General features: G+C 61.6%; 15 protein-coding genes and 2 pseudogenes. All 17 read left to right on the top strand.

Annotated elements, in window-relative coordinates; genetic code table 11:
• The first annotated feature begins 555 nt into the window (after nt 1-555).
• Complete coding sequence (locus tag SO140_RS28875; RefSeq protein ID WP_449383628.1) at nt 556-822, top strand: hypothetical protein; 267 nt, start codon at nt 556-558, stop codon at nt 820-822.
• Between the two features lie 269 nt (nt 823-1,091).
• Complete coding sequence (locus SO140_RS28870) at nt 1,092-2,183, top strand: hydrogenase small subunit (RefSeq protein WP_498543504.1); 1,092 nt, start codon at nt 1,092-1,094, stop codon at nt 2,181-2,183.
• 21 nt (nt 2,184-2,204) lie between these two features.
• Nucleotides 2,205-3,995, top strand: coding sequence for a nickel-dependent hydrogenase large subunit (locus tag SO140_RS28865; RefSeq protein WP_498543503.1), 1,791 nt, complete (start codon nt 2,205-2,207; stop codon nt 3,993-3,995).
• A 16-nt stretch (nt 3,996-4,011) separates the two neighbouring features.
• Nucleotides 4,012-4,749, top strand: a pseudogene (cybH, locus tag SO140_RS28860) (Ni/Fe-hydrogenase, b-type cytochrome subunit); the annotation flags it as partial.
• A 51-nt stretch (nt 4,750-4,800) separates the two neighbouring features.
• Entirely contained in the window at nt 4,801-5,346 is a 546-nt protein-coding gene (locus SO140_RS28855; protein ID WP_498543514.1) for a HyaD/HybD family hydrogenase maturation endopeptidase, read from the top strand.
• Between the two features lie 30 nt (nt 5,347-5,376).
• Nucleotides 5,377-5,664 (top strand): annotated as a pseudogene (locus SO140_RS28850) (HypC/HybG/HupF family hydrogenase formation chaperone); the annotation flags it as partial.
• Between the two features lie 184 nt (nt 5,665-5,848).
• Nucleotides 5,849-6,181 (top strand): thioredoxin domain-containing protein, encoded by a 333-nt coding sequence (locus SO140_RS28845; RefSeq protein WP_498543502.1) that lies wholly within the window; start codon nt 5,849-5,851, stop codon nt 6,179-6,181.
• On the top strand, nt 6,178-7,029 hold the full coding sequence (locus SO140_RS28840) for a hydrogenase expression/formation protein (protein WP_498543501.1): 852 nt from the start codon (nt 6,178-6,180) through the stop codon (nt 7,027-7,029). Before SO140_RS28845 ends, SO140_RS28840 begins: the two co-directional genes overlap by 4 nt.
• On the top strand, nt 7,026-7,238 hold the full coding sequence (locus SO140_RS28835; RefSeq protein ID WP_449383623.1) for a rubredoxin: 213 nt from the start codon (nt 7,026-7,028) through the stop codon (nt 7,236-7,238). The genes SO140_RS28840 and SO140_RS28835 overlap by 4 nt, the downstream gene beginning before the upstream one ends.
• Nucleotides 7,239-7,352: 114 nt before the next feature.
• The gene (gene hybE, locus SO140_RS28830; protein ID WP_498543500.1) at nt 7,353-7,661 is read left to right on the top strand and encodes a [NiFe]-hydrogenase assembly chaperone HybE; all 309 of its coding nucleotides are present in this window, start codon (nt 7,353-7,355) and stop codon (nt 7,659-7,661) included.
• Nucleotides 7,662-7,680: 19 nt separating this feature from the next.
• On the top strand, nt 7,681-8,760 hold the full coding sequence (locus SO140_RS28825; RefSeq protein ID WP_498543499.1) for a nickel-dependent hydrogenase large subunit: 1,080 nt from the start codon (nt 7,681-7,683) through the stop codon (nt 8,758-8,760).
• A complete protein-coding gene (gene hypA / locus SO140_RS28820; protein WP_498543498.1) occupies nt 8,753-9,094 on the top strand; it encodes a hydrogenase maturation nickel metallochaperone HypA in 342 nt (113 codons plus the stop codon). The genes SO140_RS28825 and hypA overlap by 8 nt, the downstream gene beginning before the upstream one ends.
• Entirely contained in the window at nt 9,094-9,984 is an 891-nt protein-coding gene (hypB, locus tag SO140_RS28815; protein WP_498543513.1) for a hydrogenase nickel incorporation protein HypB, read from the top strand. The genes hypA and hypB overlap by 1 nt, the downstream gene beginning before the upstream one ends.
• Nucleotides 9,981-12,242 carry a carbamoyltransferase HypF gene (hypF, locus tag SO140_RS28810; RefSeq protein WP_498543497.1) on the top strand — a complete coding sequence of 754 codons (2,262 nt, stop codon included), beginning with the start codon at nt 9,981-9,983 and terminating at the stop codon, nt 12,240-12,242. Before hypB ends, hypF begins: the two co-directional genes overlap by 4 nt.
• Complete coding sequence (locus SO140_RS28805; protein ID WP_498543496.1) at nt 12,242-12,478, top strand: HypC/HybG/HupF family hydrogenase formation chaperone; 237 nt, start codon at nt 12,242-12,244, stop codon at nt 12,476-12,478. The genes hypF and SO140_RS28805 overlap by 1 nt, the downstream gene beginning before the upstream one ends.
• Nucleotides 12,475-13,617: a hydrogenase formation protein HypD gene (gene hypD, locus SO140_RS28800; RefSeq protein WP_498543495.1), complete on the top strand. Its 1,143-nt coding sequence runs from the start codon at nt 12,475-12,477 to the stop codon at nt 13,615-13,617. The genes SO140_RS28805 and hypD overlap by 4 nt, the downstream gene beginning before the upstream one ends.
• Entirely contained in the window at nt 13,614-14,654 is a 1,041-nt protein-coding gene (gene hypE, locus SO140_RS28795; protein WP_449383616.1) for a hydrogenase expression/formation protein HypE, read from the top strand. Before hypD ends, hypE begins: the two co-directional genes overlap by 4 nt.
• Nucleotides 14,655-14,769 lie beyond the last annotated feature (115 nt).

Genomic DNA, 14,769 nt, shown 5'->3' with positions numbered 1-14,769 from the left:
GACTGAGGGGAGCGCGTCAACGCGGGTGAAGGAGCGGGCTCAGCCGGGCCATGCGAAGATAAAGCTGAAATCTGTGCTCTGGGTTTGCACGAAGGGGCACGTTCAAGATCATCGTACGAGTGAAGAACGGCGCCCCGACAGAAGTTGAGGACACGAACTTGGATTTCAAATTGTGGCCAATATTGCCGCAAGGAAAGAGCGACCGAACAGAAATGTATCACTGAAAATCGTCGACAAAGCCCAGCTGAGATCGCTCTGATCTTGATGAACCTATCGCAATCGGTGCGAATACTTGGACCATACGCGTTGACGTCAGCTGCAATTCAAGCGCCCTCGAGCGCGCTTTTCGCAGAAGAACCTTGCAGTAGATGTAGGCTCGGCTCGGCACACCACTTGCTTTGTTCAACATAGCATCACCAGGCCCCCCCGGTGGTGTAGGGGCGGGCTCGGCGTGATTCCAGGTCCAGGCGTCGGGGCCGCCCCGCGGGTTTTTCTACACTCCACCGTCGGGAGGCGATGTGAAAGCGTATGTTGGGATGCGGGCGTTGGCCGCCCTTGCGCGACGACGAAGGAAAGTCGTCGTCAGACGGCGAGCCCGGCGGCGACAAGTACGTTAAAAATGCGGACGGAACATATGCCTACGTGGGCCGCAGCGACGACATGGTCAAGGTCAGTGGAATCTATGTGAGCCCGTTCGAAGTTATTTCGACGCTTGTTCAATATCCAGCCGTTCTCGAAGCGGCCGTGATCGCCGTGCCGGACGCGGAAGGTCTGACCAAGAAAGGTATTGGTCGTATTGAAGCCGGAGCCCGCAACGAATGAGTGAAGGCCTTCGTCAAGGCCGTCTTGCGCCGCACAAGTACCCGCGGATCATCCAGTATGTCGATGAACCGCCGAACGGAGACTGGAAGAATCCTCCGCTTCAGGCTGAGAGAAGGTGGTCGTCTAGGCGGCCCGGTTCGTGAAGTCATCGCCAAGAGCGCTCGTGATCGCCAGATTGGAAACGATGGTGCTCGCGCAACTGAGGGGTTGGCCCGCTTCTTGCTGCCCGTGCGTCCATCGATAGGTCAAAGCAGAAGACGGGAGGGGCCATGGGCGCGGCGGCGGAAACGTTCTACAGCGTGATCAGGCGACAGGGCATCACGCGTCGAAGCTTTCACAAATTCTGCGCCCTGACGGCGACGAGCCTCGGGCTTGGACCGCTGGCGGCTAGCCGCATTGCAACTGCGCTCGAAACAAAGCCACGAATGCCGGTGATCTGGATGCACGGGCTCGAATGCACCTGCTGCTCGGAGAGCTTCATCCGCTCTGCCCATCCCCTCGTGAAGGATGTCATTCTGTCGATGATCTCGCTGGATTATGACGACACCATTATGGCCGCAGCCGGACATCAGGCCGAGGCGATCCTCGAGGATACCCGCGCCAAGTACAGGGGCCGATATGTGCTCGCGGTTGAAGGTAATCCGCCGCTGAACGAGGGCGGCATGTTCTGCATCCACGGCGGCAAGCCGTTTGTCGAGAAACTGAAGATGATGGCCGAGGACGCGATGGCGATCATTGCCTGGGGTACCTGCGCCTCCTGGGGCTGTGTGCAAGCGGCCAGGCCTAATCCGACGCAGGCGACCCCGATCGACAGGGTCATAAAGAACAAGCCGGTCATCAAAGTACCGGGATGCCCGCCGATTGCGGAGGTGATGACCGGCATCGTCACCTTCATCACCACCTTCGGCAAATTGCCGGAGCTCGATCGCCATGGCCGGCCAAAGATGTTCTATTCGCAGCGCGTCCACGACAAGTGCTACCGGAGGTCGCATTTTAACGCAGGCCAGTTCGTCGAAGAATGGGACGATGAGGCGGCGCGCAAAGGATATTGCCTGTATAAGATAGGCTGCAAGGGACCGACCACCTACAACGCCTGCTCGACGGTGCGCTGGAACGGCGGGATCTCCTTCCCGATCCAGTCCGGACACGGCTGCATCGGCTGCTCTGAAGACGGCTTCTGGGACAAGGGGTCGTTCTACGACCGCCTCACCAACATCAAGCAGTTCGGCATCGAGAAGAATGCCGACCAGATCGGCATGGCGGCGGCGGGCGTGGTTGGAGCTGCGGTCGCGGCGCATGCGGCTGTGACGGCCGTGAAACAGCTCGCCAGCAAGCGCGAAGACGCAAACCAACATCAATAATCGATCTCACGAAACGCAACGATGGGCATCCAAACACCCAACGGGTTCAAACTCGACGATTCCGGCAAGCGCATCGTCGTCGATCCGCTGACCCGAATCGAAGGACATATGCGGGTCGAGGTCAATGTCGACTCCGACAACGTGATCCGCAACGCGGTCTCCACCGGCACGATGTGGCGCGGCATCGAGACCATCCTGAAGGGGCGCGATCCGCGCGACGCCTGGGCCTTTACCGAGCGGATCTGCGGCGTCTGCACCGGAACGCATGCGCTAACCTCGGTACGCACGGTCGAGAACGCGCTCGGCGTCACCATTCCGGAGAACGCCAACTCGATCCGCAACATCATGCAGCTCTGTCTCCAGGTGCATGACCACCTCGTGCACTTTTACCACCTGCATGCACTCGACTGGGTCGACGTGATCTCGGCGCTCAAGGCCGATCCGAAGGCAACATCGGCGCTAGCGCAATCGGTCTCGTCCTGGCCGTTGTCCTCGCCCGGTTACTTCAAGGATCTCCAGATCCGGCTGACGAAGTTCGTCGAGTCCGGCCAGCTCGGACCGTTCAAGAACGGTTATTGGGGCCATGCCGCCTACAAGCTGCCGCCTGAAGCGAACCTGATGGTGGTCGCGCATTATTTGGAAGCGCTCGATTTCCAAAGGGAGATTGTCAAGATCCACACCATCTATGGCGGCAAGAACCCCCATCCGAACTGGCTGGTCGGCGGCGTGCCCTGCGCCATCAACGTCGACGGCACCGGCGCGGTCGGTGCCATCAACATGGAGCGGCTCAACCTCGTCTCTTCCGTCGTCGACCGCTGCATCGAGTTCGCCGAAAAGGTCTACTCGCCCGACATCCTCACGATCGGCTCATTCTACAAGGACTGGCTCTATGGCGGGGGCCTCTCCAGCACGAGTGTGATGGCCTATGGTGACATCCCCGAGAACGCCAACGACTATTCCGCGAAGAACCTCAGGGTGCCGCGGGGCGTGATCATCAACGGCAATCTCAATGACGTGCTGCCCATTGACCACGCGGACCCCGAGCAGATTCAAGAGTTCGTCACCCACTCCTGGTACAAATATGCCGACGAGTCCCAGGGGCTGCATCCCTGGGACGGCGTCACCGAGCCAAACTATGTGCTTGGTCGTAACGCCAAGGGCACCAAGACCGACATCAAGGAGCTCGACGAGGGCGGCAAATATTCTTGGATCAAGGCGCCGCGTTGGCGCGGCAATGCGGTCGAAGTCGGGCCGCTCGCCCGCTACATCGTCGGCTATGCGCAGAACAAGCCCGAGTTCAAGGATCCGACCGAGAAGCTGCTCAAGACACTTGGTCTTCCCGTTACCGCGCTGTTCTCCACGCTCGGCCGCACCGCGGCACGCGCACTGGAATGCGAATGGGCAGCGCGACAGATGCGCTACTTCCAGGACAAGCTAGTCGCGCGCATCAAAGCCGGTGACTCCTCGACGGCAAGTGTCGACAAGTGGAAGCCGGAGAGCTGGCCGAAGGAGGCCAAGGGCTTTGGTTTCACCGAGGCCCCGCGCGGGGCGCTCGCGCATTGGATCAAGATCAAGGAAACAAGAATCGACAACTACCAGTGCGTGGTGCCGACCACCTGGAACGGCTCACCGCGAGATCCCAAGGGCAATATCGGCGCTTTTGAAGCCTCGCTCGTGGATACGCCGATGGCGAATCTGGAGCAGCCGCTAGAGATCCTGCGCACCATCCACTCCTTCGATCCGTGCCTTGCCTGTTCGACGCACGTGATGTCGCCAGATGGCCGCGAAATGGCGACGGTCAAGGCCCGGTAAGGGAGAAAGGAACGCCATGAAGGATGCAGTTGCGCGCCCGGCGGAAACCGAGCGGGACCTTGTTGCGATCGCGACCGATGCCGCCGGCGAGCAGACCGTCGCCCGGGCCGTCTATGTCTACGAAGCGCCGGTGCGGATCTGGCATTGGGTGAATGCGTTATCGATTCTCGCGTTGATGGTAACCGGCTATCTGATCGGAGCACCGCTCCCAACGATCGCGCGCGAGACGTCCCAAAACTTCGCGATGGGCTATATCCGCTTTGCGCATTTCGCGGCGGGGCAGGTGCTCGCGGTATTCTTTCTCGCCCGCATCCTGTGGGCCTTCGCCGGCAACTACCAGTCCCGGCAGATATTCTTCATTCCGGTGCATCGCAAGCAGTTTTGGAAGGACGTGCTGCACGAGATCCGCTGGTACGCCTTCCTGGAGCGCGAGCCGAAGATGTATGTCGGCCATAATCCCCTGGCGCAGATCGCGATGTTCTCGGGCTTCACGTTGGTCGCGGCCTTCATGATTGTCACGGGCTTTGCCCTGTATTCGGAAGGAGCCGGGAACGACAGCTGGCAGCACAAGCTGTTCGGCTGGGTCTTCGCGGTCTGGCCGAACAGCCAGGACGTGCATACTTGGCACCATCTGGGCATGTGGGCGCTGGTCATATTCTTGATCGTCCACATCTATGCTGTCATTCGCGAAGACATCATGTCGCGCCAGAGCATCATCTCCTCGATGATCTCGGGTGTACGTCAGCGCCGTGACTCTTGGGCGGTCAGGCCGAGGCCGGCATGTCAACAGCCAAGGCGCGTCCTAGTGCTCGGTATCGGTAACATTCTTTGGGCAGATGAAGGCTTTGGGGTGCGAGCCGTGGAAGAATTTCATCGCCGCTATGCCGTGCCGGACAACGTCACCATTCTGGACGGCGGTACGCAGGGGCTTCAGCTCGTGAACTACCTTCAGGAATCTGACTGCCTGATCGTATTCGACGCGATCGATTATGGCCTTAAGCCCGGAGAGTTAAAGCTCGTGCGCGACAAGGAAGTGCCGCGCTTCACCGGCGCTAGGAAGATGAGTCTGCATCATACCACTTTTCAGGAAGTTATCAGTGCAACTGATCTTCTTGGACAATGCCCAAAAGATCTCGTGCTGATCGGCTGTCAGCCGCTCGACCTCGAGGACTGGGGTGGCCCCCTGACACCTGCGGTACGCAATCAGATCGCTCCTGCGGTCGAAGTTGCTTGCAAAATCCTAGCCGAGTGGGGCGTGGAGGTAACGCCGCGCACCGCACCGTTACGTGAATCCGAGTGGTTGCTCGCCAACGGTATCGATCACCTTCATTACGAGACGAGGCGGACCTGAACGGTCAGCGAGCTGTCGGAGACATCGCGGATGTGTCTTGGTTTGCCAATGATGGTCATTGAAACCGACGGCATCTCGGCGCTTTGCGAGTTTCGCGGCGTACGGCGGCGTGTCTCGGTGCTCTTGCTCTCCAATCCGCCGACCCATGCCAAGGTGCTGGTCTGTCTCGATACTGCAATTCGGCTTCTGGACGATGAAGAGGCGAGGCTGATTGCCGATGCGATTGAAGGCATCGACGCAGCGCTCAGTGGTGAGAATTGCGACAGCTTTTTCGCCGACCTGGTCGGCCGCGAGCCGATCCTGCCCGAGCATCTCCGGATCGACCTGACCAATGACCATCTTCGGCATTCCAGGACGAGCCTCACGACAAGCACCGGCTTGATGGAGACTGTCGCGAAGTTGGAAGACAAGTCTCCGTTCCAGAAAGATGACTCTCAACCGTCCATGACAAGCGCCCCTTCATCTGAAAACGCGGCGTCGTATGCATAGGAGAATATCTGACTTGTCGTCAGCGAGGGAGCACGCAAGCCTTGCGGAAGCGACCGACGTTGCCGTCGTTCGGCCCGAGTTGAGCAATGAGTTTCAGGGGCCGCTGCGTGGCGAGGTGATCGCGCGAGAGGCCGCGAGTGCGCTTGCTCAGCGTTTTGTCGTACGCACTCATCTGATGCTGATTTTGTTCGCCAGGAAGAAGATACCTGGGCTGATCGCAAAAATCCGGGATCGGTCGATCTATTTCGACCGCATCTCCGCGCCCGTGAGCCGACCGCGCAGGAGGACCGTCGTAGTCGTAGAGACCGTCGTCCCCTACCCTAGATTACAGGGTGTCGAAGTATGAAGGTGGGCTTCTGTACAGCACTCGACCATGCGAAGCGGCCGATCTACGGCGAGGAGAGGCTCGAGGCGGCGGGCGGCCGCCTGACCGCAGCGGGCGCTTTGGCGAAGCTTGCGTCACTCGATAGTGCGGAGCTAGCTAGGAGCTGCCCGAACGCGGTCGAATTGTTGTCGCAGCTCGCCGCCACCATCGCCAGCCAAAAGACCGATGTGCCGACACGATTGTTTCGACTCGGCGATCTCAACGATCTCGAACGCAAGCTGATTGCCGATGTAATCGGCGAAGGCGAGGTGACCGGCGTCGTCGCACTGCCGGACGGATCGCTGGCGCAATTCCAGGAATCGGTGCTGGCCGGGATCTGGCGCGTGCGGCTCGATACGAACGAGGCATCCGAATATCTCGAGGTCGGCGCCATCCCCGAGATCGTCAAACGCGCGGCTGTCGATCTCACGGCTGTGAATTTCGAGATCGGGCACGCACCGGAAGGGGCGATGAACGTGCTGCCAGTGCTCGCCGAAATCCGCGAGCGCGCGCTGGCCTGGCGCCCCGGCATCCGCTCAAAAGTCATCAATTTCACGCTGCTGCCAATGAGCCCGTTCGATATGAGCTTCCTCCAGGAGACCCTCAAGAACGGACCGATCCAGCTCGTCTCGCGCGGCTACGGCACCTGTCGCGTGCTTGCGACCGGAATCCGCAATGTCTGGTCGGTGCAGTTCTTTAATGCCATGGACGCGATCATCGTCGACACGCTCGAGGTGGGCAGCGTGCCGGTGGTCACGATTGCCGCCGACGAGGATTTTCAGGATTCCGCCGCGCGCTTGGAGGAAATAATTGAGGCCTATTTCAAATGAACGGGTTCGAGAATCTTGCCGTGCGCCAGGAAGTTGCCGACGGCACGCGGCTGGAATGCGGCATCCGCTGGACGGTCTATGGTCCCGCCCACGGCAACGAGTTTGTGCAGGTAACGCCCGGCACGCCGTTCGCGGCGTTGCCGGAGGACTGGCACTGTCGCAATCGTGACGCCCCCAAAAATGCAAGCTCATGGGCGATCGAGTCATGATGTTTGACGCAGTAACCGCCACCAGTGAAGTCGACGCGCTGGCGCGGGGTAAGCGGTTGGCAGACGCGCCTAGCGCTTCGCCGATCGGATTTCGCCTGGTTAACCGCACGATCCTTGGCATCATGTGCCCTCTTTGTCGTGGTTCCCGCGGGCGAAATTGCGCGGGAAGTCGCCGGCTCGACGCTGCGTGTCCGCTTTTCTGCCGGCAATATCGAATTCTCCTCCGGCGAGGTCGCCGACATCGACCGGATCGCGAGCTGCTCGCTGCTCTCGCCGATGTTCGCCGTCACCGACGTGGCGTCGGTACCGGCGGAAGCCGCCCTGGCCGAGCCGATGCTGCGGCCCGACGGCGAGGAGGCGGTCCGTCGCAGCGCCTTCGCAACAAACGCGTCGATCGGCGTAACGTCCTGCGTGGCGCTCTGACGGAGTGGCACACATAAGCATGAGCCTGGCCTTCAGCAACGAGATCGACATCACCGTCTGGCTCACCGGCAGCACCATCGCGGACGTCACGATCCTGCCGCGCAGCCGGCCACCTTTGGCGCGCCTGTTTACGGGAAAGCAGGTCACATCGCTGACGGGCGTGCTGCCGCGGCTGTTCTCGCTGTGCGCGACGGCCCATCAGGTGGCATTCCTATCGGCGGTCGAGGCCGCATATCGCGAACGACCGTCTGCCGAGACGCTCCGGCGCCGTGTCACCGTTGTGGTTGCCGAGCGCCTGACTGAGCTGTTGCGGGGCCTCTTCGTCGGCCGCTTCGCGCTGGATAGCAGAAGTGCCGCCGTCGTTCGTGCCATGATGCTGGCGACGACCGCGCTCGGCGGCAGCGAGGAGCCACCGCGTGGCGAGGCCGTGTCGCAGATCAGAGCGTGGCTCAACACATTGGGGATCACGGGCGAGGAACTGGCGCCGACGACCGGCAGCGCGCTGGCCATGCATCTTGCGAGCCTCAAAGGCAATTCGCTGTCGCTTACTATGATCAAGCCGTCGTTCCTGTCGGCGGCCGAGGATCTTGACGTCGTCATGCGGATGCTGGCGGACAGCCCGACCTTCTCCGAGGCTCCTGATCTTCACGGCCGGATTCCGGAGACCGGCGTTTGGGCGCGCCGGGTTATGCGTGGGGCGTGTCTGCCGCGAGACGCCGGTCCCGCCGAGCGCCTGAAGGCGCGGATTTCTGAGATAGTCCGACTTTGCGTCTGGCTTGAGGGCAGCGAGAAAGTGGCGGAAAACGGCGTTATCGAGAGCTATCGCCTCGGCAACGGCAGGGGTGCGGCAGCTGTCGAATGCGCTCGCGGCCGACTTTACCACGCCATTGTTCTCGATGACGAGGATTGTATCGTCCGTTTCGAATTCCTGGCCCCCACTGAATGGAATTTCCATGCGCGCGGGCCGCTGGTCCAGAGTCTGCAAGGCTCGCTGCTGGCCGGCGGCCGGCACGGACAGGACGCGGTGCGCGCCCTCGTCGGCTCGTTCGATCCATGCGTCGATTTCAAACTCGAATTCCGCGAGGTGGACCATGCATGAAATGGCGCTGTGCGAAGGCATCATCGGCATCGTCGAGGAAGAGGCGCGCAAGCGCCCGTTCTCCCGGGTGAAAGTGGTATGCCTCGAGATCGGAGCGCTCAGCCATGTCGCGCCGACGGCTATGACGTTCTCCTTCGAAGCCGCCGCCGCGCGGACGATCGCGCGAGGAGCCAGGCTCGAGATCGTCGAGATGCCCGGAATAGCCTGGTGCATGGCTTGCTCGACGAGCGTCGAGATCAGGCAACGCTATGAGCCGTGTCCTTCCTGCGGCAACCATCAATTGCAGGTAACCGGGGGGGAAGAAATGCGCGTCAAGGAACTGGAGGTCGACTAATGTGTACGGTTTGCGGCTGCGGTGACGGAAAGTCGGTCGTCGAGCATGCGCATGATCACCATCCTGATCGTGGTCATCATCAACTTTATGGACCTGGCCACGATTTCGATCATCACCATGGTGCGGCCAGTGATCATGGGCATGGCCACGTCGGGCTGCCCGATCGCGGCGCAAATCCGGTTGGCCAGAAGGCGCCCGGCATGAGCAGCGATCGTATCATACAGGTCGAGCGCGATATCCTGAGCAAGAATCAAAGGCTTGCCAACGAGAACCGTGCACGCTTCCATGCCGACAATGTGCTCACGTTCAACCTGGTCTCGAGCCCGGGGGCCGGCAAGACCTCGCTGCTGGTTCGCGCTGTCCGCGAATTGAAAGACAGCTTTCCGATCGGAGTAATTGAGGGCGATCAGCAGACATCGAACGATGCCGAGCGGATCCGCGCAACCGGCGTACAGGCTATCCAGGTCAACACCGGCAAGGGTTGCCATCTCGATGCTGCGATGGTGGACGAGGCCTATGACCGGCTGGCTCGGCTCAACGGCGGCATCCTTTTTATCGAGAATGTCGGCAACCTCGTCTGTCCTGCCGCCTTCGATCTTGGCGAAGCCTGCAAGATCGTGGTGTTATCGACCACCGAGGGTGAAGACAAGCCGCTCAAATATCCGGACATGTTCGCTGTCTCGTCCCTGTTGCTGATCAACAAAATCGATCTTGCCCCCGTGCTCGATTTTGATCTCGCCAGGACCATCGAATACGCGCTGCGGGTTAATCCCAGGCTCGAGGTGCTGACGATGTCGGCGCGCACCGGTGAAGGGTTCGCGGCATTCTATGCCTGGATCTGCAAGCAAGCGGCGAAGATGACGCCGGTCGATTTGGCCACTGCGGGATGATCGTGCACGGTGAGGCCACGGCTCAGAGCGGACAGCGACTGCGCCTGCATGTGCGCGGCGCCGTGCAGGGCGTCGGCTTTCGTCCATATATCTACGGCCTCGCCGCACGCTATCACCTCGGCGGCTTCGTCGCTAACGATCCGCACGGCGTGGTGATCGAGGTCGAGGGCGAGCGCGTGTCTGATTTCGTCGCCGCGCTGCCGGCGGAAAAGCCGCCGCTCGCGCGGATCGATGAGATTTCCGTCCAGAGCATCGGTGCTGTCTTGAGCGACGAATTCAGTATCCGTGCCAGCGAGCAGGGCAAGGTGTCGACGCGGATGGTCGCGGACGCCGCGACCTGTCCGCAGTGCCTGAGCGAGCTGTTCGATCCCAGCAGCCGCTTCCACCTTTATCCCTTCATCAATTGCACTCATTGCGGGCCGCGCTACACCATCTCCGAGCGGCTACCCTATGATCGCTCGACCACGACGATGAAGCATTTCGCCATGTGCGCGGCCTGCGCAAGCGACTATGCCGATCCCACGAGCCGGCGATTCCATGCCGCGGCGATCGCCTGCCCGCAATGCGGTCCGAGGCTCAGCCATGGCGTGGAGGAGGTCGCAGCCGCGGTCGCCGCGGGCAAGATCGTCGCGATCAAAGGGCTCGGCGGCTATCAGCTCGTCTGCGACGCCCGCGACGATGACGTCGTGCAGTGCCTGCGGCGGCGGAAGCAGCGGGACCAGAAGCCTTTTGCCGTCATGGTCGGCTGCGTGGATGCGGTCTCGGAGATCGCCGAAGCCAATAAGGCTGAGCTTGCCCTGCTGGAATCTACGCCGCGGCCGATCGTGCTGATGACGTCACGTCATCGGCTTGCACGTGCTATCGCGCCGGAGCTATCGCGAATCGGCGTCATGCTGCCGGTCGCGCCGCTGCAACATCTGGTGTTCCATGCGCTGAATTCGAGGTATCTGCGCAAAGACGGAAGCTGGGTCATGGTGACGACCAGCGCCAATCCTGGTGGCGAGCCGCTTTTGATCGACAACCGGGAGGCAGAACAGCGCCTTGTTGCCATTGCGGATCTCATCGTCACCCATGATCGCGACATCGTAACCCGCGTAGACGATTCCGTTGCGTCGGTTGCGGCAGGACGGACGCAGTTCGTCCGCCGGGCTCGAGGGTATGTTCCCGAACCGGTCCGGCTTGCGCGGTCAGTGCCGCCCGTGCTCGCCGTCGGCGGCGCTTTGAAGTCGACCGTTGCGGTCACGCGCGGCGATGAGGCATTCGTCTCCCAGCACATCGGCGATCTCGACACCCGGCAAGGGATCCGCTTCTTTGAGGAAACGGTGCGGCACCTGACCTCGACACTGGGCGTCGAGCCCGTGGTTATCGCACATGACCAGCATCCCAATATGGCATCGACCCGCTTTGCCCAAGCGAGCGGGCAGCGGCTGATTGCGGTCCAGCATCATCATGCCCATGCTGCCTCGGTGATGGCGGAGCACGGTATCGAGGGATCGGCGCTCGCGCTTGTGCTCGACGGCTTCGGTTATGGAAGCGATGGTGGCAATTGGGGCGGGGAGCTCCTGCTCTGCGAAGGAGCGCGCTTCCAGCGGATCGGACATCTGGCGCCGCTGAAGATGCCTGGTGGCGACCGCGCTGCCCGTGAGCCGTGGCGAATGGCGGCGAGCGTGCTGCATTCCCTGGGGCGCGGCGAGGTGATTCCGCGCCGGTTCGCTAGCCGACCGCAGGCCGAGAGCCTCTCCGCGTTGCTCGACCAATCCGACGTGCCCGTGACGACCAGCGCCGGCCGGCTATTCGACGCTGCGGCAGGACTGCTCGGTCTCTCCTCCGTTCAGAGCTATGAGGGCGAGGCGGCATTGAAGCTGGAGGCCCCCGTGCGCAGCTCCCGCGTTGCGGACGGTGGCTGGGGGATCAAGGATGGCGTGCTGTCAATGCATCCGCTGCTTGATTACCTCAGCGCCAATACGCTCGATCCGACGGAAGGAGCCGAGCTCTTCCACGGCACGTTTGCCGTCGCTTGTGTTGACTGGATCGCGCGTGCGGTGCAGCAGACCGGCCTCACGACCATCACTCTGAGCGGCGGCTGCTTCCTTAATGCCATCCTGGCCCAGCAGATCGAGCGCGGCTGTCTTGCCGCCGGTCTCAAGCCATTGCTTCCACGCCAGGTGCCACCCAATGATGGCGGCCTGAGCCTCGGGCAGGCTTGGATCGCGGCCCTGTCGCTGCTCGAACACCAAGGCCTGGAAGGAAGAGTCTGATGTGTCTCGCCATACCCGCTGAGATCACGAAGCTTCTTGCTGACGACATCGCCGTGGTCTCCATCGACGGCGTTAGCAAGGCGATATCCGTAGCGCTGATCGAGGATATCGCCATTGGCGAATACGTGATCATCCACGTCGGCTACGCTCTGACCAAGATCGATCCGGAAGAAGCGAGACGCACGCTCGACCTTCTGCGCGAGTTCAGCATCGATGTGCAGGGGACCGCGCAATGAAGTATGTCGACGAGTTTCGCGACAAGGCGATCGCGCTTGGCCTGGCGAAGGCCATCTGCGCCGAGGCCGCTCCGGAAAGAGCCTATCGTTTCATGGAATTTTGCGGCGGCCATACGCATGCGATCTCGCGCTATGGCCTCGAGGACATGCTGCCGAGCAATGTGCGGATGATCCACGGCCCCGGCTGCCCGGTCTGCGTGCTGCCGGCAGGACGGATCGACATGGCGATCCGGCTCGCCGAGCGGCCCGAGGTCATCCTGTGCGTTTATGGCGACCTGATGCGTGTGCCGGGCTCGCAAGGTACTTCACTGCTAAAGGCAAAGGCCCGCGGCGCTGATATCCGCGTGGTCTATTCCACCATCGATGCGATCCGGATCACAGAGGAGAACCCGACCCGCGAGCTCGTGTTCTTCGCCATCGGCTTTGAGACCACGACGCCACCGACGGCCGTCATGATACGTCTGGCCAAAAAAAAGCAGCTTTCGAACTTCAGCGTGTTCTGCAACCACGTGCTGACGCCGCCGGCGATGCAGAACATTCTGGAGAGCCCCGACATCCGCAATATCGGCCGCGTCAATATCGACGGTTTCCTCGGGCCGGCCCACGTCTCGACCATCATCGGTACGGCGCCTTACGAGTTTTTCGCGAAGGAGTTCGGCAAGCCGATCGTGATCGCCGGTTTCGAGCCGCTCGACATGATGCAGGCCATCCTGATGCTGGTCCGGCAAGTCAACGATCATCGCCACGAAGTGGAAAACCAGTATCGCCGCGCGGTGACCCGCGACGGCAATCTGCGCGCCAAGGAGGAGATCTCCAACATTTTCGAGCTGCGAGACCGGTTCGAATGGCGCGGGCTCGGTCAAGTTCCCTACAGCGGGCTGAAGCTGAACCGCGCGTACGCCGTATACGATGCGGAAGTACGCTTCGACATGCGCGAGCTGTGCGTTGCCGACAATCCGGCCTGTGAATGCGGCGCCATCCTGCGCGGGGTAAAGAAGCCGGTGGATTGCAAGCTTTTCGGGACGGTCTGCACGCCGGACACGCCGATGGGATCCTGCATGGTCTCCTCCGAAGGCACCTGCTCTGCGCATTGGACCTACGGTCGCTTCCGCGATCATCGGCAGAGACGAGCGTCATGAGAGAACATCAGCGCAAGCTCGATATCAGGAACGGCTGCATCGACCTATCTCACGGCGCCGGCGGCCGTGCGATGGCACAGCTGATTTCGGGGCTGTTCCACGAGGCCTTCGGCAATGAATGGCTGGCACGCGGCAATGATCAGTCGGCCTTCGACGTCAGGGCCGGGCGTATGGTGATGACGACCGATGGCTACGTCGTTTCGCCACTGTTCTTTCCGGGCGGAAATATCGGTTCGCTGGCCGTGCACGGCACGGTCAACGACATCGCAATGGCCGGGGCGCGGCCGCTTTACCTGGCCGCGAGCTTCATCATCGAGGAGGGGTTTTGTTTCTCCGACCTCAAGATGATCGCCGAGTCCATGGGAAAAGCAGCGCGATCGGCCGGCGTCCACATCATCACTGGCGACACCAAGGTAGTCGAGCGCGGCAAGGCCGACGGCCTGTTCATCTCGACAGCTGGCGTCGGTGTGGTGCCTGACGGGCTCGATCTCTCCGCGCAGAACGCGCGTGTCGGAGACCGCGTGCTGATCTCGGGTACGCTCGGCGATCATGGCGTTGCCATCATGTCCAAGCGGCGGAACCTCGCTTTTGACACCGAGATCGTATCGGATTCAGCGGCGTTGGCCGACCTCGTCGTGAAGATGGTTGAGGTCGGAGGTCACGGCATCCGTCTGATGCGCGACCCCACGCGCGGCGGGCTTGCCGCCAGCCTGAACGAGATCGCCCAGCAATCCGACCTCGGATTTCGCTTGCAGGAAGAGGCAATTCCGGTGAAGCCCGGCGTGACCGCTGCTTGTGAGCTTTTGGGGCTCGATCCGCTCCATGTCGCCAATGAAGGCAAGCTGGTTGCGATCGTGTCACCCGAGGTCGCCAATGCCGTGCTCGCTGCCATGCGGGCGCATCCCCTCGGCTCCGATGCCGCCGACATCGGCGAGGCAATTGCCGATAACCACCGTTTCGTACAGATGGCGACCAGCTTTGGCGGCGGCTGCATCGTCGACTGGCTATCGGGCGAGCAACTGCCGCGCATCTGCTGAGGCTCAGGCATGCAAGTTCGGAACGCTGCGGTCACACAGATCCGGCTAGGGCACGTTGACCGGTGGCATGGATTCGGTCGCGCGGGGCACGAAAGGATCTTGGTGGCGGCCCCGT

This window comes from Bradyrhizobium sp. UFLA05-108 (assembly GCF_059803455.1).
Note: the sequence above shows the minus strand (reverse complement) of the source record. Positions and strands in the feature narration are given on the sequence as shown.